Origin of the sequence: Pseudoalteromonas sp. A601, assembly GCF_002165575.1 — a bacterium.
In the GTDB taxonomy this organism is placed as follows: domain Bacteria; phylum Pseudomonadota; class Gammaproteobacteria; order Enterobacterales; family Alteromonadaceae; genus Pseudoalteromonas.
Map to the genome: position 1 here is coordinate 89,311 of NZ_MXQF01000009.1, position 26,290 is coordinate 115,600.

General features: G+C 38.8%; 20 protein-coding genes. 6 read left to right on the forward strand and 14 right to left on the reverse strand.

Translation table 11 applies throughout. From position 1 onward, the window contains the following. Window positions 1-3: 3 nt before the first annotated feature. Window positions 4-2,421: a bifunctional aspartate kinase/homoserine dehydrogenase I gene (thrA, locus tag B5G52_RS09320; protein ID WP_087532390.1), complete on the reverse strand. Its 2,418-nt coding sequence runs from the start codon at window positions 2,419-2,421 to the stop codon at window positions 4-6. A gap of 229 nt (window positions 2,422-2,650) precedes the next feature. After that, window positions 2,651-3,016 (reverse strand): response regulator, encoded by a 366-nt coding sequence (locus B5G52_RS09325; RefSeq protein ID WP_087532391.1) that lies wholly within the window; start codon window positions 3,014-3,016, stop codon window positions 2,651-2,653. Window positions 3,017-3,266: 250 nt separating this feature from the next. Here B5G52_RS09325 and B5G52_RS09330 point away from each other — a divergent pair, with 250 nt between their 5' ends. Next, window positions 3,267-5,030 (forward strand): HAMP domain-containing sensor histidine kinase, encoded by a 1,764-nt coding sequence (locus tag B5G52_RS09330; RefSeq protein ID WP_087532392.1) that lies wholly within the window; start codon window positions 3,267-3,269, stop codon window positions 5,028-5,030. A 121-nt stretch (window positions 5,031-5,151) separates the two neighbouring features. Further along, window positions 5,152-6,063 carry a recombination-associated protein RdgC gene (gene rdgC, locus B5G52_RS09335; protein WP_087532393.1) on the forward strand — a complete coding sequence of 304 codons (912 nt, stop codon included), beginning with the start codon at window positions 5,152-5,154 and terminating at the stop codon, window positions 6,061-6,063. A gap of 60 nt (window positions 6,064-6,123) precedes the next feature. On the opposite strand, the gene B5G52_RS09340 is transcribed toward rdgC, so the two are convergent. Continuing rightward, the gene (locus B5G52_RS09340; protein WP_087532394.1) at window positions 6,124-6,963 is read right to left on the reverse strand and encodes an HDOD domain-containing protein; all 840 of its coding nucleotides are present in this window, start codon (window positions 6,961-6,963) and stop codon (window positions 6,124-6,126) included. A 290-nt stretch (window positions 6,964-7,253) separates the two neighbouring features. Here B5G52_RS09340 and B5G52_RS09345 point away from each other — a divergent pair, with 290 nt between their 5' ends. After that, window positions 7,254-8,948 carry a Zn-dependent hydrolase gene (locus B5G52_RS09345; RefSeq protein ID WP_087532395.1) on the forward strand — a complete coding sequence of 565 codons (1,695 nt, stop codon included), beginning with the start codon at window positions 7,254-7,256 and terminating at the stop codon, window positions 8,946-8,948. Between the two features lie 60 nt (window positions 8,949-9,008). On the opposite strand, the gene B5G52_RS09350 is transcribed toward B5G52_RS09345, so the two are convergent. Continuing rightward, on the reverse strand, window positions 9,009-9,584 hold the full coding sequence (locus B5G52_RS09350; RefSeq protein ID WP_087532396.1) for a hypothetical protein: 576 nt from the start codon (window positions 9,582-9,584) through the stop codon (window positions 9,009-9,011). Window positions 9,585-9,605: 21 nt separating this feature from the next. Continuing rightward, window positions 9,606-10,010, reverse strand: a complete 405-nt coding sequence (locus tag B5G52_RS09355; RefSeq protein WP_087532397.1) for an HIT domain-containing protein — start codon at window positions 10,008-10,010, stop codon at window positions 9,606-9,608. A gap of 112 nt (window positions 10,011-10,122) precedes the next feature. On the opposite strand from B5G52_RS09355, the gene B5G52_RS09360 reads away from it, so the two are divergent. Both B5G52_RS09360 and B5G52_RS09365 read left to right on the forward strand, forming a co-directional pair. Continuing rightward, window positions 10,123-12,348 (forward strand): S9 family peptidase, encoded by a 2,226-nt coding sequence (locus tag B5G52_RS09360; protein ID WP_087532398.1) that lies wholly within the window; start codon window positions 10,123-10,125, stop codon window positions 12,346-12,348. A gap of 186 nt (window positions 12,349-12,534) precedes the next feature. After that, a complete protein-coding gene (locus B5G52_RS09365; protein ID WP_087532399.1) occupies window positions 12,535-14,172 on the forward strand; it encodes a methyl-accepting chemotaxis protein in 1,638 nt (545 codons plus the stop codon). 65 nt (window positions 14,173-14,237) lie between these two features. Here the strand turns inward: B5G52_RS09365 and B5G52_RS09370 are convergent, their stop codons facing one another. The 6 genes from B5G52_RS09370 to B5G52_RS09395 all read right to left on the reverse strand — a co-directional run bounded on the left by B5G52_RS09370 (window position 14,238) and on the right by B5G52_RS09395 (window position 22,668). Continuing rightward, the gene (locus B5G52_RS09370) at window positions 14,238-15,761 is read right to left on the reverse strand and encodes a leucyl aminopeptidase family protein (protein ID WP_087532400.1); all 1,524 of its coding nucleotides are present in this window, start codon (window positions 15,759-15,761) and stop codon (window positions 14,238-14,240) included. Window positions 15,762-15,888: 127 nt separating this feature from the next. Next, window positions 15,889-17,571, reverse strand: coding sequence for a carbon starvation protein A (locus B5G52_RS09375; protein ID WP_087532401.1), 1,683 nt, complete (start codon window positions 17,569-17,571; stop codon window positions 15,889-15,891). 78 nt (window positions 17,572-17,649) lie between these two features. After that, window positions 17,650-18,678, reverse strand: coding sequence for a DNA polymerase IV (dinB, locus tag B5G52_RS09380; protein WP_087532402.1), 1,029 nt, complete (start codon window positions 18,676-18,678; stop codon window positions 17,650-17,652). Window positions 18,679-19,123: 445 nt separating this feature from the next. Next, on the reverse strand, window positions 19,124-19,972 hold the full coding sequence (locus B5G52_RS09385; protein ID WP_087532403.1) for a hypothetical protein: 849 nt from the start codon (window positions 19,970-19,972) through the stop codon (window positions 19,124-19,126). Window positions 19,973-20,001: 29 nt separating this feature from the next. Next, complete coding sequence (locus tag B5G52_RS09390; RefSeq protein ID WP_087532404.1) at window positions 20,002-20,784, reverse strand: hypothetical protein; 783 nt, start codon at window positions 20,782-20,784, stop codon at window positions 20,002-20,004. 90 nt (window positions 20,785-20,874) lie between these two features. Next, the gene (locus B5G52_RS09395; RefSeq protein WP_217896183.1) at window positions 20,875-22,668 is read right to left on the reverse strand and encodes a hypothetical protein; all 1,794 of its coding nucleotides are present in this window, start codon (window positions 22,666-22,668) and stop codon (window positions 20,875-20,877) included. Between the two features lie 650 nt (window positions 22,669-23,318). On the opposite strand from B5G52_RS09395, the gene B5G52_RS09400 reads away from it, so the two are divergent. Further along, entirely contained in the window at window positions 23,319-23,909 is a 591-nt protein-coding gene (locus B5G52_RS09400; RefSeq protein ID WP_087532405.1) for a class I SAM-dependent methyltransferase, read from the forward strand. A gap of 20 nt (window positions 23,910-23,929) precedes the next feature. On the opposite strand, the gene B5G52_RS09405 is transcribed toward B5G52_RS09400, so the two are convergent. The 3 genes from B5G52_RS09405 to B5G52_RS09415 are packed head-to-tail and all read right to left on the reverse strand — an operon-like array spanning window position 23,930 to window position 26,281. Then, on the reverse strand, window positions 23,930-24,769 hold the full coding sequence (locus tag B5G52_RS09405; RefSeq protein WP_087532406.1) for a helix-turn-helix transcriptional regulator: 840 nt from the start codon (window positions 24,767-24,769) through the stop codon (window positions 23,930-23,932). A gap of 52 nt (window positions 24,770-24,821) precedes the next feature. Beyond that, on the reverse strand, window positions 24,822-25,088 hold the full coding sequence (locus tag B5G52_RS09410) for a hypothetical protein (RefSeq protein WP_087532407.1): 267 nt from the start codon (window positions 25,086-25,088) through the stop codon (window positions 24,822-24,824). A gap of 8 nt (window positions 25,089-25,096) precedes the next feature. After that, window positions 25,097-26,281, reverse strand: coding sequence for a hypothetical protein (locus B5G52_RS09415; RefSeq protein WP_254911180.1), 1,185 nt, complete (start codon window positions 26,279-26,281; stop codon window positions 25,097-25,099). Window positions 26,282-26,290 lie beyond the last annotated feature (9 nt).

Sequence of the window (26,290 nt, forward strand, 5' to 3'; positions counted from 1 at the left end):
CTCCTATCGAGATAATGTTTTTAAGATATCTGCAAATACGCCTGCGGCTGTTACAGCAGAGCCCGCACCATAGCCACGAATTACAAATGGACGTGGCTGGTAGTACTCACTCAAAATTGCTAATGCGTTTTCACCGTCACGAATAACACTCAATGCGTGGCTTGAATCTACAGCCTCAATACCAACTTTGCAGTGACCTTGTTTAATTGTACCAACATAACGTAGTACTTTGCCTTCACTTGCTGCACTTTGAATACGATCATTAAAGGCGGCATCTAAACTAGGCAGTTTAGCCATAAAGTCATCAACACTGTCACCTTGTGCAAACCCTTCAGGTAGCACAGATTCCACTTCGATATCGCTTAGCTCTAGTTTTAATCCAGCTTCTCGGGCAATAATTAATAGCTTACGCGCAACATCAGTGCCTGATAAGTCATCACGCGGGTCTGGCTCAGTAAAGCCGTTTTCTTTCGCTTTTACCGTTGCTGCTGATAGTGATAAGCCGTCTTCTAACGCACCAAACATGTACGACAGAGAACCAGATAAAATACCACTAAATTCAATAAGCTCATCTCCAGCACCAAATAGTGACTGCAAATTATCAATAACCGGAAGGCCCGCACCTACGTTTGTCTCATATAAAAATTTACGGTTATTTTTTTGTGTTGCGCTGATTAAGTCTTGGTAATACGTATATGAACTGGTGGTCGCTTTTTTATTAGCCGCAACTACGTGGAAGCCAGCATTTAAAAAGTCGACATACTGCGCAGCTAAAGCATCCGAAGATGTACAGTCAACCAACACTGGGTTGATTAAATGATTTTGCTTTACAAATTGCTCAACCAGTTTTAGATCAAACGCCTGTTCTGATGCCGCAAGCTTTTGTTGCCAATCTCCAAATTGCACCCCCTCACTATCAAGGTGTAGCTGACGAGAGTTAGCTACGCCGTACAAATTAAGTTTAATGTTACGTTTTTCAAGCCACGCTTGTTGACGCTCAAGTTGTTGAATTAGCTCTTGGCCGACTAAGCCGCAGCCAAGTAAAAACACATCAATTGATGGAATATGAGTAAAGAAATTTTCGTGGCACACTTTTACAGCATCGTTACACAACTCACCGTCGATAACCGCTGAGATAGCACTTTCTGTTGAGTCTTGTGCAATCGCAACAATGTTTACTTGTGCTTGCGCTAAAGAGGCAAAAAACTTAGCCGCTAAGCCTTTATGCGCTCGCATGTTGTCACCTACAAGGGTAACAATCGCTAAATTGCGCTGTACTTGTACTGGTTCGATTAAGCCCGCTTGCGACTCTAGCTCAAAGGCCGTTTGTAAAGCTTCAAGTGCAAGGGCTAAATCTGATTCATGAACGCAGAAACTGATACTAAATTCACACGATGATTGCGTGATTAATACAATAGACACGTTATCATGAGCAAGGGCATTAAATACTTTTGATGCCATGCCAACCTTGCCTTTCATACCTGGGCCAGACACCGTTAACATAGCAAGATCTTGTAAACTAGACAGTGCTTTTACTGGTTCATCTGATGAGTAATCGTTACCAATCAATGAGCCTTGCGCATCAGGGTTATGAGTATTTTTAATCTCACATGGCACGCCCGCTTTAGCGCATGGTAAAATTGTTTTTGGGTGAAGTACTTTGGCACCAAAATAAGACAGCTCCATCGCTTCTTTATAAGAAAGATAATCAACTTTAGTGGCTTTTTTGATATAACGAGGATCGGCATTATAAACACCATCTACATCAGTCCAGATTTGACACACATCAGCTTCAAGGCATGCAGCGGCTATCGCTGCTGAATAATCTGAGCCATTACGGCCAAGTGTTGTAAGCTCACCTTGATCATTACTTGCAGTAAAGCCTGGCATAATATAAATACTGGCTGGGCTTTCTTTTAATGCAGCTTGAAAACGTACTTTGCTCGCAGCTAAGTCAGCTTCAGCATCAATATGACCACCCGTAGATGCAATACATGCAGTGGCTTCTAAATAACGTGCATTATGTGAACTTAGCAAACACTGCATTAATGACACGCTGACACGCTCGCCAAAGCTAATTACATAGGCACGCACTTCATCGGGGCAGCATTGTATAAGTTTTACACCAGCAAGCTTGTTCGCTAATTCGCTTAAATCTGGCCAGTTTTCGACTTGGCCAAAATCGGCTTCTACCGCGCTTTTTAAACTTTCACAACGCTGTGTTAAAGCTTGCCATTGGTCGCTGTAATCAAGCCCTTGTTCTGCGGTGCTCGCCAGCGCAACAAGTGAGTCAGTCATACCGCCTGGCGCTGACAATACCAATAACATTTCATCTTTTAGTTGTGCTTTGACTAACTGAGCTACCTGTTGTAAACACGCAAAGTCGGCAAGTGATGACCCACCAAATTTTAATACTCGCATTTTTATGTTTCCTCATCCCATAAAACGAAAAAAGGCCTGTGTTCTTAGTGAACACAGGCCTTTAAATTTGTTGCACCGACCTATGCCACTATCCAGTAAGAATGGTGGTTGTAATAATAATGGTCAGTACTTGATTATTTGTTTTCATAGCCTTTAGACTGCCTGAAAAGAGGCTGTTATGTCAACCCTAAATTAAAAGATAAATTATGCTAACTGGTTATATAGCAATCTAATGAATGCCAAATTTATGCAGAATTTCGTTTAATTTCGACTTATCTATTGGCTTGTTAATGAAGTCAATTGCCCCTAACTTTGCCACACGCTGCTTCATTTGTGTTTGAATATCAGCAGAAATCACTAATACAAAGCACTCTATTTTTTGCATCTTGATTGCTTCTAACACCTGTACACCATCGACCTCAGGCATAGTTAAATCAAGACAAACCAAGTCAAAACAATGCTCTTGCAACAACATTAAAGCTTCTTTGCCGTTCTTTGCTTGCATAATATCTGCTTCAATACATTCATTTAAACAGCGAACAACCTGCTTACGTGCTACAGTTGAGTCATCACATACTAATATTGAAAAATTCATACCATTAACAACTTGATTAAGAATAAAAAAGTTAATGAGCGAGTTTTCTACTCATTTTTATTTACTAAACGACTGTGATTTTATAACACAAATAATCAAGCTAGATAAGCTTAAGTTTTTGCTAAAAAAGAATATTTACTATGTTTGTTAACGAAAAATGATTCTTTTATTTATTTTTAGACGTTTATTAGCTAACTTTAGTAGCAAGCATAACTTAATGTAATTGCCACCAAGGAGCTATGGACAATCCATGCTACAAAAAAGCCTCTCTAAAAAGCTATTGACCAGCGTATTATCAGTCTACTTTTTACTTACATTTGTAGTCACTTGTGGCCAAGTTATTGCAGAATACGTAAACACAAAAGATTATATTCGTGACGAGCTTACAACACTACAAAAAACCTTTAGTCGAAGCTTAACCCGTGCCATATGGGAATTAAACACTAAGCAAACAATCACCACAGCCGAAGGCTTACTTGCTATTCCGATGATTGAAGGCATTATAGTGCGTGATGATAGCGGAGAAATAATCTCCCAACTGGGTCGTTCTTTAGATATTCGCGAGTTATACAGCCAGCAACTTGTACAAGAAGAAGCAATAATAGAAGACACACCATCAGGTTTATTTGGTTATACTTTCCCACTCATTTTTGAGTTTTCAGGGCGCGCAACGCAAGTAGGCGATGTCACCTTATTTTCTAGCCGAGAAGTGGTTTTTAGCCGCATTATGATCTCAATTTACTTTTTAATTGGTAATGCGATGATCAAAACCACCTTTTTAATAATTTTGTTTTTAATTGCATTTAGAAAGTTATTAACCGACCCTCTAGAGCAGCTAACAGAGCAAATTGAAGACTTAGAACTTAACGATCTTGAAGGCCAACATATAAATATAGAAACGACTGAACATAACGAATTAAAAGTAATGGAGCAGTCTTTTAATAAGTTAATTGATAAAGTCGTGCAATATCGACAAGAGCTTGAGCATACGCAGAAAGAGTTAATCATCTCCAATGAAAAACTCGATCAACACAACCTGCAATTAGAACAAGAAGTGGCACGTAAAACTTCAAACCTCAGCCAAGCTATGATGGACTTACAACAGCAAAAATATGAGCTTGAAAAGCAAAAGCTAACGCTCACTGAAGAAGTTGATTTACGCCGTCATACCGAGCAAGAGCTGCTTACCAAACAAAAAGAAATGCAACGTTACGTAGATGAGTTAAATCTAGCACAGGAGCGCCTAGTCGGCTCTGAGAAAATGGCCGCTTTAGGCGGTCTGGTTGCGGGTATTACACACGATATTAATACTCCTGTAGGCATAGGTGTAACAGCTACCTCATTTTTACAAGAGCGCTTAATGCAAATAGAAGCCGCTTATAAAGATAAAACTTTGTCGCCTAAAGCATTAGAAGAGTTTATTAATGACGCCAAACAAAGCACCAGCTTACTGACTAGTAATTTAGATAGAGCGTCAGAGCTTGTTGCTAGCTTTAAGCAAATTGCGGTGGACCAAGCCAGTGAAGCTGTAAGAACCATTAACTTTAAAGAGTATTTGGGCGAAGTTATTCGATCATTACATCCAAAAATTAAAAATACTAGCCATCATATTAATTTAGATTGCCCTGAAGATCTCACATTGAATCTACCGGCTGGTGCGATCAGCCAAATATTTACTAATTTGATTATGAACTCACTCATTCACGGCTTTGACGGTTTAAATAACGGCGTTATTGATATTCTGATTAAAGATGACGACAGCCAAGTCATTATAGATTTCAAAGATAATGGTAATGGCGTTAGCGAGCAACAACTCGAAAAGTTATTTGACCCATTTTTTACCACTAAACGCGATCAAGGTGGCAGTGGTTTAGGCACTCACATCACATTTAACTTAGTAAAACAAACATTAAGCGGTGAGATTGAAGCGTCAAGCTCGCCAGGCAATGGTTTGCACTACCATATTAGCTTTCCTAAAGACATGCCAAAGCCGCTTTCTATCTTTAATAATTAACGGCATTTTAAGTTTAGGTTAATGCTTGGTTTAATTGCTGAGCATTAACTAAATCAGCCGTTCCAGCATGCGGTTTTTATTGCTATGATTGAGCAAATTTACCAAATGGATCAATTCCCCTATGTGGTTTAGTAACCTGATTTGTTATCGCTTTAAGCAAGATGTTTCATACACCCAAGAAGACTTCGATAACGCGCTAGAACAAGATGTATTTCGCCCTTGTGGTAGCCAAGACTTAAGCACCTTTGGCTGGACCAAAGCTTTTGGTAAACATGGCGAGTCATTATCTCACTTTTCACAAAAAAGCATTTTAGTGTGCGCAAAGCGCGAAGAAAAAGTACTTCCTGCGGCTGTTGTAAACGAAATGGTTGCAGAGAAAATAGAGCAAATAGAAGCAGAAGAAAATCGCCCTGTTAAGAAAAAAGAAAAAGACGAGCTAAAAGAGAACATTCTTCACACCTTGTTACCACAAGCTTTCAAAAAATCGAGCTTACAATTTGCATTTATCGACCAAGAAAATGGCTGGGTTGTTGTTAACAGTGGCAGTTTCAATAAAGCTGAAGAACTATTAGCACTATTACGTAAATCACTGGGTACTTTGCCGGTTGTTCCTGCGTTTGCCAACTATGATTTAGACGTGTTTTTAACTGACTGGCTCACTAACTTTAGCACTCCAGAAGGATTTGCAATTGGCTCAGATGCAGAACTTGAAGAAGCTGATGACAGCGGCGCACAAGTAAAATTAAAAGGGCATGACTTAGCGTGTGATGAAGTTAAATCACACCTTGAAAGTGGCAAGCGAGTCACTAAACTTGCTTTAGATTGGCAAGAACGTCTTAAATTTATGCTACAAAATGATGGCTCAATAAAGCGCTTAAGTTATTCAGATACGCTTAAAGAGGAAAATGCAGATATTCCAAAAGAAGACATGATAATTAAGCTCGACGCTGACTTTATTCTCGCTTCAGAAGAGATTAAGCAAATGTTAGAAGAACTAACATCTGGCTTAGGTGATGCAGACGATTTAGCTTAACGGTTAAAAAGCAAAAAAGCGCCACGTTTTGGCGCTTTTTACTCAACCTGCGATCAAGCTTTAACTAAAAACCGATTTCACATCATCTAACATGTCGTTGTATTCATCTGTTGCAAATATCTCTAATGATGGAATAACACCTTTATCGATATACATCTGTAATGCCGCAGATTTATCTGACACTTGTAAAATTCCTTCCATAATTGCCCCGATACGAATGAAATCAACATAACAGATATGCTCAGGGCGATAGTTAGGGTTAGCCCAACTTTCAGCCACTTCGACAAATTCGTCAGTGAAATCCCATGCACGCATAATCGCTCCACCGACTTTGCCACTGAGCTTTTGAATCGCATGAGCTAAAAAACTCGGGTTTGCAAACACTTCAGGGTGGCGCTCAGCCTCAGTTAAAATAGGTAACACACCAATATTATAAACTAATGATGCCAGGGTAATGGTATCGCGATTCAGCGATGTCTGCTTGTTCTCTTTTAAAAAGAACTCCATCAATGAAATTGAATGGCACGCCACTTTAAGTGTTTTCTGCCAGGCTTTATCCATATAGCCTTTAATAAGTTCGTTGTTTGACACAAACAGCTGTTCCATCGCCATCGCTGTGGCAATATTTTTAATTTGTCTTAGGCCGATTCGTGTCACCGCTTGATTCAAATTAGTTACCTTTACTGAGCGTCCCATAAACGCACTATTGGCAACTTTTATCATGCGCGCTGCTAATGCTGGATCATGAGAGATCACATCAGCCATTTGCGCTAAATTAACGTCAGGGTCGTCTGCGGCTTGACGAACACGAACTGCAACTTCTGGCAGCGTTGGTAACACTAAAGTGTCGTTATTTATACGGTCAACCAAAATGGTTAATAGCGCGTTTTCTGTTGACATAAATGTGCCATCCTTTTGAATTAGCCTGCAGCAACATGATGCTTGCTAAGCACTGATGTTTTTATAAGTTTAATTGTTAGTATTGTCTAACTTACCGCTAAAGTTAAGAAAATTACACAAATTATCTGTGTTTTATTTTTTCATCATACAATACTACCCAATCTTTATTAGTTAAAGCGCAGCAAACTTGCTATTTGCGCGAAAGTTTTGCTTTAATGCATAACACAAGCGAGCAAGCAGCCTATTTATTTAGCTGCTGATTTATAACTTCACTTTAAACAGGCAACAAAATGACTCTTAACAAAATTAGCCAAGCACTGGTTTTTTGCGGTGCAGCTTTTCTTAGTGCATGTTCAGAACAAGCCGTTACACCTAAAACAGATGCCGCAGTTGCAGAAAAAGCGCCTGCCACAACCGATTCTCCTCAGCTAATTAATGCCAATACCGATCGCTTAGCTATTTACACTGATTTTAGTTTAACGACTGATCTTTCTCACTTAAGCGAAAATCAAAAAGCCATGATTGCAAAGCTAATCGATGCATCAAAAATTATGGATGAGCTTTTTTGGCGTCAAGCATTTGGTGAAGACAAAGCCAGCTTTTTAGCAAAAATTAATGACCCACAAGTGCAAAAGTTTGCAGACATTAACTATGGACCGTGGGATCGTTTAAATGGCGACCAAGCTTTTTTATCTGGGTATGATGAAAAAGCGCCTGGCGCGCAGTTCTACCCTGCTGATATTACAAAAGAAGAATTAAACAGCGCAGATGTTGAAGACAAAAATGGCCTTTATTCTGTTGTTAAACGTGATGAAAATGGCAAACTTTATACCGTTTCGTATTCTGTAGAATACGCACAAGCACTAGAAAAAACAGCAAACCTACTACGTGAAGCGAGTAAACTAGCCGACGATAAAGAGTTTGCTAATTACTTATCTTTGCGCGCTGATGCACTTTTAAGTGATGAATATCAAGCGTCTGACTTCGCGTGGATGGATATGAAAAATAACCCGATTGATGTGGTTATTGGCCCTATCGAGACATATGAAGATCAATTATTTGGCTCACGTGCGGCATTTGAATCTTATGTACTTGTTAAAGACTTAGCCTGGAGTGAGCGCTTAGCTAAGTTTGCAGCCTTTTTACCAGAATTACAAAAAGGCCTACCTGTTGATGAAAAATACAAACAAGAAGTGCCAGGCTCAGACGCCGACTTAAACGCCTATGACGTGGTTTACTACGCAGGCCACTCTAACGCAGGCAGCAAAACCATTGCTATTAACCTACCAAATGACGAGCAAGTACAGCTTGAAAAAGGCACTCGCCGTTTACAACTTAAAAATGCCATGCGTGCTAAATTTGATAAAATTCTAGTACCAATCGCTGAGCAACTTATTGTGCCTGAGCAACGTAAGCACATTACTTTTGATGCGTTTTTTGCTAATACCATGTTCCATGAAGTGGCTCACGGTTTAGGCATTAAAAATACACTTACAGGCAAAGGGACGGTACGCCAATCCCTGCAAGAACATGCAAGCGCACTTGAAGAAGGTAAAGCCGATATTCTTGGCTTATATATGGTTGAGCAATTGCTTAAAAAAGGCGAAATTACACAAGGCACGCTTGAAGATTACTACACCACGTTTATGGCCGGAATCTTCCGTTCGGTTCGCTTTGGCGCATCAAGTGCTCATGGTAAAGCAAATATGATCCGTTTTAACTTTTTCGCAGAAGAAGGTGCATTCTCAAAAAATGAGCAAGGCCTTTACCGTGTCAACATGGAAAAAATGGGCCAAGCAATGGCGAAGCTATCTAACCTTATTTTGACCTTACAAGGGGATGGTGATTACCAAAAAGTAGATCAACTAATTGCTACTCATGGTGATATTAAAGCCGAGCTGGCTAAAGATCTTGAAAAACTAAGCCAAGCAAATATCCCAGTCGATGTTACCTTTAAGCAAGGTAAAAATGTTTTAGGGCTTTAATAAATTTAAAAGAGTTACAGCCTGCGCTGTAACTCTTTTATACATAAAGAATGAGCGAATTCAACTCCGCTCATTTTTTAATGTTGATTTACTAATAACATTACGTACTACTGGCTCAAGGCTTTTTAAGCCCCAGTTTTTTCCCTCACCAATGGAAGCCTCTACATCTTGGCCGCTTTCATAAGCTGCAATAGCCATTAACGCACCGACTCGATTGCTACTAGCACAATGAACTAACACAGCCTCCCCTTTTTTCTGCGCCAAAAACTGCGTTAATAACCGCGCATTCTCCACATTGATGTCTTTAACACCTGTAATAGGTAGCGCGACATAATTCATATTTAAGCTGTTAACCAGTGCTTTTTCATCCCAATCTTGTTCACTTTGCCCACGCAGGTTAATTACATGCTTAATGCCTTCATGCGCTAATGCCTTAAACTGTTCAATGCTTGGCTGCGCTGCTGAATATACGTGCCCTGCATGGGGTGTTAAATTAGCGACACCAATATTGTCAATTGCTTGAAAATTAGCTGGCACTGACGAGCCAACACTTGCCTGCTCTTTAGCTACAGCATAAGCGGCATTAGATAAGGATAATAAAAGTAAACTTGTGCAAAATTGCTTTATACGTTTCATATAACTCTCAAAGGTACGTCGTTAAGAATGATTAAAAACAGCCTTCAATTGCGCTAACTGCTCGCTTGAGTATGGCTTGGCTGGATTTTTACCCCATACAGGTGCAGGCCACGCAGCATCCGTTTTATAACGGGCAATATGATGGATATGCAACTGTGGCACCATATTCCCCAGTGCTGCAACATTGAGCTTATCTGGGGAGAAAACATCTTGTAGCAAACGGCTCAACTTAGCCGACTCTTGCATTAAAAGGAGTTGATCAGCTTCACTTAAATCAATATTTTCTTTTAAACCCATTTTGCGCGGCACTAAAATAAACCAAGGGTATTGACTGTCATTCATTAGCAACACTTTACAAAGTGGCCAGTCAGTAACCTCTATACAGTCTCGAGTAAGCTCAGGGGCTAATACAAATTCAGCTGTCATTTTAATCCTCTTCTATTTAACTTGCTATGTCATAACTTTAAAGCATTTAGTTGCAGTTGCCCACGCTTGGCTTTACCATCAGGCCAGTTTTTATTCGAGCGAAGGTAAATACGTGTTAAAAAAAATCAAACACCTCTCATGGGCCCTACCCTTAGTGGCTAGCGCTGTTACAGTACAAGCGAAGCCGCTTTCACTAGAACGGATTTTTGACGATCCTAGCTTAGCTGGTAAAGCGCCTGTACAACTTAAGTTTTCACCTGATGGTAGCCGTGTTACTTATCTGCAAGGTAAAACCGATGATTATAACCGTTACGATTTATGGGAATACAATTTAAAAGATAATAAAAACCGTCTTTTAGTGGATTCTGCACAGTTATTTTCTGGCCCTGAAAACCTCTCAGACGAAGAAAAAGCCCGCCGTGAACGCCAACGTATTTTTGGTAAAGGTATTTTAGAATACAAATGGTCAAAAGATGGTAAAGCCTTACTTTTCCCTCTCAATGGTGACCTTTATTATTACGATTTAGCATCAGCAAAAAGCCGTAAATTAACCAATACCGACGCATTTGAAACCGATGCCCGCTTTTCGCCAAAAGGTAATTTTGTCTCATTTATTCGTGAACAAAACTTATATGCGCTTAACCTTGAAACAGGTGAAGAAATTCAACTGAGCAAAGATGGCGGTGGCGTAATTAAAAACGGCATGGCTGAATTTGTCGCGCAAGAAGAAATGGGCCGTATGACTGGCTATTGGTGGGCAGGCGATGAGTCTAAAATTGCCTTCACCCGAATTGACGAAAGCCCTGTAAAAGAAGCTATTCGCAACGAGATTTACGCTGATGAAGTAAAACTCTTTAACCAACGCTACCCGTTTACTGGCACTAACAACGTTAAAATTCAACTCGGTGTAGTAAAAATCAATAACCAGCAAACTGATTGGGTTGATTTAGGTAAAAATGAAGACATTTACATCGCCCGTGCTAAATGGTTAGAAGATGACAAAACTTTATCTTATCAATGGCAAAACCGTTCACAACATAAATTAGAGCTGCGCTTTTATAATAGCCAAAATAAAGAGCAAAAAGTCGCACTCACTGAAACGAGTGACACTTGGCTTAATCTACATTTTGATTTGCAATTTTTAAAAGACAAAAAGCATTTTGTCTGGGCGTCTGAGCGCGATGGCTTCAAACACCTTTATTTATATCGTACCAACGGTAAGCTTATCCGCAAAATAACCTCTGGTGATTGGGTTGTAGATAGCCTAAAAGGTATTGATGAGAAAAAAGGTATTGTTTACTTTGCAGGGCGTAAAGATACGCCACTTGAAAGCCATTTATACAGCACGCCACTATTCAAAAAAGGCGATATCAAACGTATCACTGAGCAAGGTGCTTATCATAAAGTCGTTATGGCCAAAGACAGCAAAACCTTTATTGATAATAGCTCGTCGGTCAATCAGCCTAATTCAGCTGCACTACGTAAAGTAAATGGCGAATTTATTACTTGGCTTGAACAAAATAAGTTAGATAAAAACCACCCACTTACTCCTTACCTTGATGATTTAGCCAAACCTGAATACGGTACATTGACAGCAGAAGACGGCCAAGTCATGCACTACCGTTTGTTCAAGCCTGCAACAGTGAATAATGGTAAGAAACACCCAGTACTTGTGAACGTATACGGTGGCCCACACGCTCAACGTGTTACTAACAGCTGGCGTAGTAAAAACTTATACTTTCAATACATGGCCCAACAAGGTTACGTGGTATTTCAACTCGATAACCGCGGTTCTTACAACCGAGGTAAAAAGTTTGAAGACGCAATCTACAAACATTTAGGTGTGGTAGAAGTAGCAGATCAAATCAAGGGCGTTGAATTTTTACGTACACTTGATTATGTTGATCCACAACGTATAGGTATATATGGCCACAGTTACGGTGGATACATGGCATTAATGACTATGTTTAAAGCCGGCGACTACTTTCAAGCAGGTGTCTCTGGTGCGCCAGTTACTGACTGGGCTCTTTATGACACCCATTACACAGAGCGTTATTTATCGCACCCAGACACTAACGCAAAAGGTTACACCGACAGTGCTGTGTTCCCTTATGCTGATGGTTTAAAAGGCCCATTAATGATTTATCATGGTATGGCTGATGACAACGTATTATTTACTCACGCGACTAAGTTATTTAAGCAGCTGCAAGATAATGAAAAACAGTTCGAAATGATGACTTACCCAGGCTCAAAGCACAGCTTACGTGGTAAACAAGTACAGACTCATTTACATCAAACCATAACTAACTTCTTTAATCGTCATTTTGAAGTTAAATAAGTTGCTGTATTAGAATAATTTTTAGGCTAAAGGCTGATTGCAAAATCAGCCTTTTTTTTGGTCATTTAAAATATTTATCACGTCATTAATTTTCATTATTTATGTTTAGCAAGTTCCTAGATTTATTGTCTTTTTTTACTACGCTTAATAGATATTCGGAACATCAGCACACATTGAGGAATACCTATGTCGTACCTTCGTCGCTTTACAATCTTTCAGCGCTTAGCCCTATTGGTTTGTGTTGTCGTGATAGGCTTACTTTTTTTAAGCATCACAACATTAACTCAGCAATATAGTTCACTAAAAGAAGAGCAACATACAAAAACTAAAAACCTGGTTGAATCAGCCCATAGCATTATTACCCACTTTTATGAATTACAGCAAAATGGCGAATTAACCCTGCAGCAAGCTAAACAACAAGCACTTAGCACGATTGCTGCACTGCGTTACGACAATAATAACTATTTTTGGATAAACGATTACCAACCTGCAATGATCATGCATCCTTTTAAACCTGAACTTAATGGTAAATCGTTAAGTAATAATAAAGATCCTGACGGTACTTTATTATTTGTCGATATGGTTAACATCGTCAAAAAACAAGGTGAAGGCATGATCCCTTATAAATGGCCAAAGCCTGGTAAAGATGAGCCAGTTGATAAAATCGCTTACGTAAAAGGGTTTTCACAATGGCAGTGGATTATAGGTTCAGGTGTTTATATAGATACCATAGATGAAGCATTTGCTCACCTACGTAATTTAGTTATTCTAAATGCAGCCATTATTATTGCGATATTAATTGGCCTAAGCTATTTAATAGCACGCAGTATTTTACTACCAACTCAACTTGCTGCCGACATGATGAAAGATATATCACAAGGTGAAGGAGACTTAACGCAAACCTTAGATGAAGATGGAAATGATGAAGTATCTCGGCTTTCTCGCTACTTTAATTTATACACAAAAAAAATGCGTGAATCACTTAAGCACGTTGCGCAAAACGCCCATGACGTAAACCAATATGCCCATAATGTAGATGATGCTAGCAAAACCAATCATTCGTTTATTGAATTGCAAAATGATAGTTCAACCCAAGTTGCCGCAGCCATGGAGCAAATGACTCATCAGATACATGATGTTAGCCGTAACGCTGAGGCCGCTGAGCATGCAGCTGTAGACGCGGCTAGCAACGCATCTGAGGGTAAAAATGTTGTGGCCCAAACAATTAAGGCAATTGAAACACTCTCTAAAAATATTGAAACCGTAAGCCAAGTAACGGCTGATCTGGCCCAAGAAAGTAACAACATAGGATCAGTACTTGATGTGATCCGCGGTATTGCCGAGCAAACAAACCTACTTGCTTTAAATGCGGCAATTGAAGCTGCACGAGCGGGTGAGCAAGGTCGAGGGTTTGCAGTTGTCGCGGATGAAGTGCGTACCCTTGCTAGTCGTACCGGTAAAAGTACTGATGAAATTCAAACGATGATCGCAAAACTACAGAAAGGCGCACAAGCGGCTGTTGATGCTGTTACTGCAAGTCAGCAACTTTCTAGTAGTACTGTAGAACAAGCAGGTACAGCAAATAGTTCATTAACTGAAATAGAACGATTAGTAACTATTATTACCGATATGAACGGCCAAATAGCACGCGCTACTGAGCAACAGTCTAGTGCAGCAGATGAGGTAAATTTACGTATTAATGAATTATCGCAATCAACAGAGCAATCACTGTCAAACACCGCACAACTTGCTAATGCGAGCGATAACTTAAAACACAGCAGCCAAGAACTAACCGACGTAGTGAATCGTTTTAAATTAGATTAACCACGGCTCAAACAATAAAAAGCCCCGCCAATTTAATTAGCAGGGCTTTTTATTTAGCATTTAGGTTACAAGCAGTAACGAGCAAATAGACTACTTAAACCTGCGGCTTTTGGCTTACCATGTTGCCAATCGCCGCCTTCAACGCCACTGCCGGCAATATCCATATGCACATACGGTAAAGGTTGTGCGGATTCAGAGCCATGCTTATCAAGACCACCAACAACGGCTAAAAATGCCATTGGGAACTGATGACCACGAGCTGTAACTGCTGATGCTGCGTTATTACTTGAAAGCACGTCATCGGCCAATGTACGCGGTTTAATAAAGTCATAGTCTTCACGACGACTACGCGATACTTCTGCACCATCTGCCCATAGATCGCCACAATCAGCCAGTTTACGTGATACATTTGTCGCACGTGCTGGGCCATTTTCAACATAAGCACTGTATGGACCCATAGCTCTCGCTGCGTGACCGGTTAAAGTTGCCACAGTGAAAAGCTCAGGATTCACCTCGTTTTTAGCAAGGTCTTTCATCTCACTGAGTAAATCACCCATCGCTAGACGGCCTTCAGCATCGGTATTACCGATGCGTACACGCACGCCTTCACGACTGGTGATTATTTCATCTGGCACAAAGCAATCTGAACCAATTGAGTTACGAACCACAGCTAAATAAGCAATGACTTTAACGCCTTTAGGTTGAAAGTCTGCAACTGATTTCATAAACCCAGCAACTGATGCTGCACCGCCTTTATCACGGCTCATGCCCGCCATAAAGCCACCAACTTTTAAATCAGCACCGCCGGTGTCGTACACCAAGCCTTTACCAACGAACATTAAAGTACGCTTTACTTCACCTTCAGGAACGTACTCTAGTTTAACAACCCGAGGATGATGACGCTCAACTGCATACGATGCGCGTGCCACAGTACTCATCATTGGATAATCTTTATCAATGGTAGCAATATCCGCAATCACTTCAACATTAACGCTAGAGTCTTTAAATAACTCGACGCAGTAATCTGCAAAGCGTGGCGGCGCCATGCGCTCAGGCTCAGTACCACATAGGTCTCGCGCAGCGTATTGCCCTGCAGCAATAGCATTCACCGCTTTTATTGTTTGTTCATTCGCGCCAAATAAGGCAATTTGTGTAATAGGCTCAATACTTTCGCCATGGAATTCTCGTGCTTCAAGTGGCTGCCATAATGCTTGGCAAGCGCCTAAATAAGCCACTTCTAATGCGTATTGATAACGACTATCTTGGCTTGCTTGCGGCAAAAATATCGCTGGTTTTTTACTTCCCGAGGTTTTGGCTTCGTTAATTGCTAATTTAGCAGCATCAAAATAACGACGTACGTCGTCATAATCACGGTTTAACGGACCTGTAGGCGCTAAAATTACACGTTTAGACTCTACAACAAGCAGTGTAACTTGCTTACCGATACGTGCATCAACAGCCATTTGAGCGTTAATTGCCTTGCTCAAATTAGGATCGTCTAGCTGTGAAAAGTCATCTGCAATAATAATAAGCGCATCATGTTTTGCGTTATCTAATTGCGGGGCTGCAACTGCATGCGGATATGCCATAAAAAAAGGTCCTGTTGTCAAAAAAGCTCAGGACCTTATTATCATTTATTTGACTACCTATTGCCAGCTCAGTGCGATGAGATAAAACACCACTGGCAACTTGGCATTACAGTGTAATGCCACATTACTATTCGCTTTTTGGCGGGTTATTCTCGCGTCGGTGCTTCGCTATCACAGACCATGCTTCAAGCATCACCAGTACACTAATCACAAGCACTACAACATCTAGTGTAACGAGTAACCAATTACCTTGTTGGTAATATTCACCTAACTTAATAACACCAGCAAAAAATGCCATAACTAATACAAAGCTCATTGGGATTAAAGTGTATTTCGCTGGCCGATTAGCCTTTATCAACATCACTGAAATAACCAGTAAGGTTAAACTAGCAAGAATCTGATTAGTTGAGCCAAACAATGGCCAAATAATCATTCCTCCACTACCACTGGCACCACCAGCCCCAAAGGCTAATAGCAGGCAACTTAACACTGCAATTAGGGTGGCAACAATGCCATTTTTAATGACTTTAATATTATAAATATCACCCCATTCTTGGATGATATAGCGCTGCAAGCGCACACCTGAGTCCATCGTAGTGCCAGCAAATAACACCACCATCACCGCAAGCAATGTAGAGGCTATTTCATTTGAAATCCCCCAGCCGCTTTCTATTAAGTTTGCGCCACCATTTACAAACGCCCCAACACTACCAGCTCCTAGATGGCTATATATTTCATGCCATTCCTCTGGAGACATAGCCAGTGCAACGCCACTAACGGCAACTAACGTGATAAGCGCAAGCATTCCCTCACCCACCGCTCCTAAATAACCGACAAAACGACCGTCGGTTTCTTTGTTAAGTTGTTTAGAACTGGTACCCGATGACACAATGCCATGAAATCCAGATACTGCACCGCAGGCAATGGTCACAAATAACAGCGGAATAATACTAGGAGTATCAATAGCAGTTTGGGTATTGAATGCCGGCGCTGTGATGTCAGGCATAGAAACAAACACTGCGCCATATAACAGCACTAACCCCACCAGCAATTGCATGCCGTTAATAAAATCACGGGGTTGCAATAGCATCCAAACAGGTAACAACGACGCTATCGCTGCATATACAAATAAAATAATGATCCAATTAGCATTTGCACTCAAACCAAATAGCTCATCTGGTAGGCTAATTGGCATACTGCTACCTAAATAAATGGTGTAGTATAAAATCCCAACGCCAATAAAACACAGCGGAATAAGCGACACTTTTTTACGTAATAGCTGCCCAATAACTAAAGCCACCACAATTGCTGCCCATGCGGGGAAAACTGCATTCGGGCTACTGATAAATGATTTCGCGATCACCACACCAAATACTGCATTTACCATTAATAGCACTAAAAATACGACGATCATAAACAAAGCTCGGGTACGCTTGCCTATCACACTTTCAGACAATGCCCCCATGGATTTACCTTTGTTACGCGCACTAGCCCACAATGCTCCCATATCATGTACACCAGCAAAAAAGATGGTACCAAATACAACCCATAACACTGCGGGCACCCAGCCCCAATAAACGGCAATTGCCGGGCCAACGATTGGCGCAGCACCTGCGACAGAAGTAAAGTGATGCCCCCAAAGCACCACTTTATTGGTCGGAACAAAATCAACTCCATCTTCAAGCTCATGGGCTGGGGTGACAAAACTGTCATCCATTTTGAAAATCTTTTCGGCGATAAATTTAGAATAAACAAACCAGCCAAAAAGCATTCCAACCATACCCAGTAGTACAATTACAACTGATTGCATAGCGTTCTCTCTTATAGTTAATTGTGTGGTTTTATGTTGTCTACAAGCAGTTATTGCTTTAAATATCACACTATATAATTAGTCTAATATACTTAACTGAAGATGCTGTTGCGGCTCGTTTTTAACGCCAATACCAATGCCCAAAAGCCTAACGGGTTGTTGGTTACCACGCTGATAAGCTTTGCTCAACAGTTCTGCAAAAATTGCTGTGTCAATTTGATGATAGGACTGATCTGCGGATGTCACCACAAAATTAGCAAATTTAACTTTAACGCTGAGCTTGTTTATTCGCTGTTCTAATTGTTGTTTTTGTAATCGGCGGGTCAACTCTTCAAGCAGTAATGGCAATTGCTCTAAACATTCTTGTAAGCTGGTTTTATTGTACTCATAAGTATGTTCAACACTGAGTGACTTGCGTACTCGATCTATTGATACTTGGCCAATATGCAGACCCGCACATTTTTGATAAAGCGACACACCAAAATTACCAACATGTTGCTGCATCCAATTAACGCCTTTAGCACAGACATCTGCCCCTGTGTATAAGCCTTTTAAATTAAGCTTTTCGAGTGTAACTTTACCTACACCGGGTATTTTCCCTAACGGCAATTGCGCCAAAAAATCATCAACCTGCTCTGGTAACACCACAAATTGGCCATTGGGCTTGTTCTCATCACTGGCAATTTTGGCAATAAATTTGATCGGTGCAATGCCTGCTGAAGCAGTTAGTCCTGTGACATTATAAATATCAGCTCTGATCTGCTCAGCCATTAAGGTAGCACTGCCTTTACAAATCGTACTATCGGTTACATCAAGGTAGGCTTCATCTAAAGAAAGGGGTTCTATTAAATCGGTATAACGTTTAAAAATAGCGCGAATTTGTGTTGAGATTTCTTTATAGACCTGCATACGTCCGGGCACGATAACTAAATCAGGGCACAGTTTTTTTGCATGGTAATTAGACATTGCAGAGCGAACACCGTATTGCCTAGCAATATAGTTAGCAGTCGATAACACGCCTCTACGGCTATTGCCACCAATCGCGAGCGGCACATTCGCAAGGGCAGGATTATCACGCATCTCTACTGCTGCATAAAAGCAATCCATGTCTTATCTAGGGTTTCCTTTTATCTCGAAGAAATTGACAAGTAAATTAAAATAGTCCTTCCTGATAACAGGCAGCATTTAAATAAAGATATGATCACGACTATAGTTGCAATAATCACTATTAATATTCAGAAAACCTACATGCTGATGCTTTCATCATATCCAAATAAAGTAGAACTATCTGTTGATATCAATTATTGAGTTTTAATATCATCAATAGCTTCATTAAACGTTTTCCTTTTGTAGGATAGCTATTCAGCTTATTGCAGACATTGGTGTTGAAATAACTTAAGGCCGCTGTATACGAAAGCTGACATTAAAATCGATGGGTTTCCTAGTTGTTTTAGTGTTCATTAGACGTTGAGCTGCCTTCATATTGGTAGTCAACAAAGCCATCAAAGCGGTCACTGGCTAAATAAGTTTTTTTCGCACTTCAAACTTGATACTAAGTTGCTAGTGTAAACCTAAAACTGGTTTCTTTTACTATATAGACAAACTCTTTGGAGTTTTGGTCTAGTTCGACTCCAATAGTAACAGTATCACTTGATCTACCCTCTGGATCAGCGGCCAAAACCTTATCGATATTTTCAACTATCAGCTCATACTCTTGGTTGAAATTTAATATTACTTTATCAGAATTTAAGATTGCATTAACTGGTGCTCCATTTCCAGTAACTCCCATACCAGGACATAGATACTCAGTCCCGTCTTGAACGGTAATATTTGCATTCCCATTTATACTTCTAAGAGCCTGGTATTCATCTGTTGTTAGCTTACTAGCATCAGAATATTTTTTGTACACTGAAAGCTCTTGAGGCCAATTGGCATGCATAATTTCTATGAGGTCTAAGTCGCACCATACTCCATGCCCGAAAAAGCCAATTATATTTGCTGATTCGTTGGTAAAATATACAAACAACAGCTTTCCAGTTCGATTTATAAAACCATCACTTTCAATAAACTCTCCTAAGTGGAGGTGCTGTACCCCCCAATGAGATAACATATCATCATCATAATTAAGGTTTTTTAAATTTCTACTTTGATACTTTCTTAGTGGGTTTCCATTTTCAATATCCGAAACGATATTGTCATACGCCCGTTTATGAGCATCAGGAATTACTAAATTGGAAGGAGTATTAACTCTTCTTTGTCTTTCTTCGATAATCCTGCACTTGTATCTTTGATACAGATAAATTGGATCGTTATTTACGTCAGAATACTGCCCGAATTCACTTTTAAGCTTTTGGTCACAATAGACTGAGTAATCATTCAATATTTCGTTTCGAAGTACCATATTCATCCTTTTAAGTAAGGCGTTAGTTTTTAATAATACTCGTCATAAGGGTTTTCTGTTTCTAACTTTTCATAGCAATCTCTACAAAAGTACTTCCAGTTTTCAATACCTTTCATATTACCAAAATCAACACCTTGTATTTCACCTTCAAGTTCTAGTTCGGAGCAATTTTCACATTCGACTGTTGGTTCGTAATACCCACAAACATAACAAGTATCATTTGAGCCCTCGATTACAAATGAATCTCTTTTACATGCACTACATTCCCAGACATTTTCGGCTCTTATACCTTCATCTTCTATTCTAGCTTTTGCTCTTTGTTCAAGCTCATCAACATATTTATCTAGTTTCATTACCTCTTGATCTAAGGGGTAAGGTAAGTTGGAAATAATGTCTTCATCTAAATGCTTTTGGCAAAATGCAGTATAAAAACCTACTAGAGTGACAAAGTTTGATTTTATTTGTTCAATTGACAAATTGAATTCAAAATGAACAATCTGATTTCTCAAATCTGATGCTGTTTTTATCGCTGAAAAATCAGAAGAATCCAACTCTACTTTTGATATTTTTTCTAACCGTCTGATTGCAAGCCATAGATCTACAGTGTGTTTAGGCTTATCAATATTTGAGTAAATCAGTACCTCTTGAGTCCACCTCAGCCTTTCTTTTAAACAAGTTTCAATTGCTTGCACGAGCAATAAAATTGCAAATTTCCATTGTTCCTCTGACTTTTCTGCCTGCACTGCTTTTGATATTGACTCAATAAAGAAACTTTTAGAGTTTTCAAGTAGTGTCATTTTAAGTTTGGACAAATTCACCTCAGACTGGAGTAAAAGCTAACGCTTCACTCCAAAGGACAAAAACCAACTGTTATTTGTCCTTTGGAATAGCTTATTATATTTTTAATCTTCTATGCCAATTATATGGAATTCGGCACCCGAAGATCGTATTGCGTTCTCGGCACTCACTAACAGTACATCTAATTGCTTTTTACTATTTGAATTACTGGCATTCTCATAGATTTTCTTCCTTGTATGGGGTTGAACAATAATTACTCTAGTTCTTGATTTACTCACGCCTTGGATATTGGCAAGTTCATTTATAAAGTCTTCTGCTTTGGCGGGTCTTCCGTTAAACCAACACTCTTTATTCGCAGAGTTATCTAATCTTTCCTGTAGATCAACTGTTAGATTTTTACGCATACAGTATCTTAAATTTTTAACACCTTGGTTCAATACTACGTCATGAGCACCAACTGATATACGTCGTTTAATTGAATCCGATTTTGCAGCTTTGACATGTATTAACGAAATCAGATTCTCTCCTTTATATTTTGTTAAATGGATAAAATCTGCTTTTTCTCCTGCACCATCGTCACAATAAAGCCAGCCTGTAGGAGTTTCTGTTGTATTAAATGTTGATGGATCTAACCAATCGCCATTCCAGCGATTTTTAACCCAGCAAAATAATGACTTTTCTTTACCTATTTTATTTAGTTCGGGCTTGATTGGTGATTTACCTGGCTTCTCTTTTTTTAAATTATAATCTTCAAAGTCAGCCCATAGGAATTGACCATAAGTTACGTCTTGATAACCTGTTTTGAAGATCATTCCGTTAATAATCGCATGTCCCGATTCAAACCAACATTTAATAATTTCTGGATATCTTATTATTTTAATATATTCGTTGAACTGGGCTTTTTTGATAGGATTCTGAGATTTTATGTTAAATGTAACTTGGTAGTCATTAATTAAAGGCTCAAGAGTTACATCACCAACTTTTGAGCCTAGGTGATATATGTCTAATAATATATCTATACCATTAAAACTAGGCTGCAATTCCACTGAGTAATCATACTGAAGTTTTCTTAATAAATCTTTCCTATGCTGCCCATCTTCTTCTGGGAAAAACTCATAATCAATAAGTGAAAAATCATATGGCTCATTTAAATCATCGCAACTAGGTATCGGATAAGAAAGAATACTAATAGGGTCTGAAGTTTGTTTTACGTTAGAGCTTAATAAATCTAATATTTCTATAACTCTGTTTTCAAAAGTTTGCCAATCTTTACAAGGCCCTCTCCAAATAGAAGACTTAAAAGGATTAATTCCTATAGTTGTCTTAGCATTATTTAATGCTTCAGTTCTAACTGCTGACATCATATACGATTGATCAATTAATGGATCTAATGTATCAGCGACACTTTCTCCGCCTAAAACTTTAGAGTCGGCCTTAAAGTTATTTTTACCATGTATGCCTGTTAACCAAAGCATTTTTATCTTGTCTTCGTTTATGAAGTTACCGTTAAGATGATTTATTGAAACAGGGTTAACATTCGGCAAGGACTTTGAATTAAAATATTCTCTTATTTCATCTTTCTTTCCTTGTTCAGAGAAGTAGAAACCATAATAATTATTTACGTTAAAGGAGACAAACACATGATGTTCAACATCGAGAGCTTCATGTCCTTTTAACCAACTAGGAGATTTCAATAATCTATAAGGTGTAAAGGTTACTTCCGCTATTTCCCCGATGAACTCTTTTTTTGAATCAGAAATAACTATTTCATTTGATGATTCATCTTTAAGAATTTTCATTATGTTTGGATGAATATCACAAGGCTGCTTTTGGTCGGATTTAACTCCCATCAATATAGAGAGATAAGGTGCAATATTCTCTTTTTCCAACTCAATCATTTGATACAACTCCATTTGTGACAAAAATATAACAGTATATTAAACGGATAAGAGCCTTGTTCCTACAAGTCACTTTGAAAATCCGTATTTCATACATTATCGAACTAGCATAATTGCTGAAAGCATAAATATCAATGAGTTAAAAATGTGCTTAATTTTTCTTTCTTTCGCTCACAAATTCAAATTAAATATCAACAAAATTGTAGAAAATCGGATTCAACCTTAGCTGTACTTATACACAGATAAAATTTGCAACTTACTAAAATAACTCCCTGCATCCAAACGGCAGCAATGAGCTTAAACCAGCACCACAAAAGTGAGCAGAAAATCTTGGTTAATATTGCTCTAAATATGCTTCTGAATTTGCAAAAGCTTAATGTCTGCAATTGGCTGAAGAAGTCACAGGCTAGATGTTCACAAAGATACGATATTCCACCATAGATAAAAGCATAAACCTTTTGTTGATGATTTCTGTCAATGAGTCGTTAAGCTCAATATAAAAAAACTAGCTTTTCAGTCATTACCATCGATAAAGAAAATTTTCGGTAAATGTTCAAAATGTCCTATTAAATAGAACTATTGTCTCTTTGTTATTCTGTAGCTGTTAGGTGATAATTTAATCCTTAATTTTTGATGTGGAAGAACTTACAATGTGGGATAAAGAATTCGATACAGAAACGTATGTTTATGGCAAAGAGCCAAATGAATTTTTAAAGGAACACTATGAAAAACTCCCTAAGGGCAAGGTTCTCTGTCTAGCTGAAGGTGAAGGAAGAAATGCTGTTTTTCTAGCGACTAAAGGCTTTGATGTTACTGCTGTAGATATTTCCCAAATAGGCTTAAACAAAGCTAAAAAACTTGCTAAAGAAGCGGGTGTAGAAATTAGGACTATTTGTAAAGACTTGGCTGCTTTTGATTTAGGCGAGCAGCAGTGGGATAGCATCATTTCAATATCATGTCATTTACCTCCAGAAATCAGAATTCCTCTGTATCAGAAAGTAGAAAAATCACTTAATAAAAATGGCGTTTTTCTAATTGAAGGTTATACGCCAGAACAATTAAATTATAAGTCAGGTGGGCCACCAGTAGCCGAAATGATGACATCAGCAGACACATTGAAAAATGAGCTGTCAGGTCTTAAATTCACTGTCCTACAGGAATTGGAACGCAACGTTTGTGAAGGAATAAATCACACAGGGCTTGCTTCTGTTGTTCAAGGTATCGCGGTAAAGTCTCTTTAACTACACTAATAAGTAAGTAATTATTTCGGATTTGAAGAAAACCACTTTTCTCTAAATTGTTGAGGAGTGGTTCCTGACAACCTTTTATAAAAACGGCCAAAATAACTGGTATCTTCATAACCCAGCTCCAACCCTATAGTTTTTATCGTCTTGTCGGTGAAGGCTAACATTCTTCTAGCCTCAACGATTATTTTATCATGTATAAGTTGCGTAACTGTATGACCAAATTGCTCTTTACTTAATTCATTTAAGCGTTTATTTGTCATGGCGAGTTCCTCAGCATAGAAACTTGCGTCCTTTCTAGAATGAAAATGCTCATCTATTAACTTCAAAAGCTTAACCATTCTCGTATCTTTCAATGAATAAGACCTAACTTCACTTTCTAAATAACGCATAACATAGCGTAAGAATGATACTAGCAACATGCTCATTAAATCTTTATCTGAGCTATTAGTATTAAACTCATTTTCAATAATTTTAATCAGGTTACTTAGGTCTTTATTCCCTTGTTCATCAAGCACAATATATGGCTTTTCAGAACGGTTTTGTAAAAATAATTTGTCTATAGGTAATTGGCTTTGAACTTGTGAGTTAATAAATTCTGCATTAAATGATATTGCATAAATGTTATCCGACAATTCATGAACATCATGAACTTGCCCTGGAGTAATGAAGAACATTTTATTAGGAGACATTTCATATTCAACAAAATCTATGCTTTGTCTACCGTTGCCAGAAAGTATCCAAAATATCTCAAAATACTCATGTCTGTGTGGTTTAGGAGATTCAGGAATAGAACCAATACCTAGAAACTCTACATCGAATGACGCTCCGTCTGGTAATCTTTTAATTTCTAACATGACTTACCTATATTTAGTGTTTGAGATAGCTTCAGCTATCTCAAATAGTTATTTAATTTTGGCCTTGTTGCCATTCGATTTCATTATCTAACCTGCGCTGTATTTCTTCTGAATCAACCTTCTCTAAAAATGACTTTGCTTCAGCCCTAACTTCGAAAGGCACATTAAACTCAATTCGTTTAACCTCATCATACCTAGCAATTACCCATACTGCATGGTTATCACTACCATCTTCTTGATTTAAGATGATTAGTGCTAAACCATACTTTTCAGTTTCAACGAACTTTCCCCATTTTTCCACTTCAGTAGTTTTATTCATAAAAACCTCTATAAATAATATTCTAATGTTAATTGGATGTAATCATCTTCTTTAATGGAGTAGCTTGGGTCGCTCATATCTTTTGAATTAAAGAATTGTGCGTCTATGACAATTTTCCAATTATTGCCAATTCGGTGACTTCCTTCGACAAACAGACTATTGCTCTCATAGTCGAGATCGTAACCACCTCCAATGAGTAACTCCGTGCTTTGTACATCATTAAAAGTGAATCTCGCTCCAAAAAACAAATCATTTTGAAAGCCCGAATTGGAATCCAAACCTCTATCATCCCAGCCATATTCTAGTAATAGTCCAATGTCAGCATCACTATCTGCTACACCATAAAAACTATATTCAAATCCTGCTTGTGCTGCGGTATAAGTGCCGTTAAGACCGTTACGAGATAACGCTTCAAACTTTAAAAGCCATTCATCAATAGTAGCTTGAGCATCAACACCAAATTGGTTTGTTTGTTCATAAAATGGAATGAAATAGCCATCTTCTCCACCTTTTTCTAAGTGAAGATCTGGATCTCGATTCGTCCCGTTAAACCAATGAAGTCCAAAATCAAAAACATCAATACTATGGCTCCAACGTAAAGCGTAATCTATGTGGTTATCTGTTCTTGTCGATTCATATTGAGCGAAGTCGCCTTCTACATGAAAAGGTGGTCTTAACCTTCCCATTTGGCCTGAAAAAGTTCTTTCTCTAAAACCAGGCAAAATAAATGCATCAATAACGCCCCAATCCCTTATTAGAGACAAGTTAACCATTGGTTGCCCTAGCTTTTCTTCTCCATCAAAACTCTCAACACCATCTGTCTGATTAATGGTATCGACTAAGTGCTGGAACTCTGTAACGCCCCAAAATACTTTACCGATACCTGTTTTTATTTCCCAATCATCACCTACGTGAGTCCAAAGAAATTCTCTTATATCGGCATGAGACCTTTCATCATCTTGATGGTCATAACGATAGAAAGGTTTGAATATCAGGCTATCTGTTGAGTTATTCCATTCCCAATAAAGTTCAGGTTGAATGCTAAACGAAAACTGTTCTTGATAATCTTGGTGTTTATACATTCCTTCGTTTAGGTAATATCTACCTTGCACGTCTAATTTTCCCGAAATTTGAGTATCAACGTTTTGCGCGAAGATACTCATCGAGAATAAAAGAGGTGCAATCATGGTCATTGCGCCCCT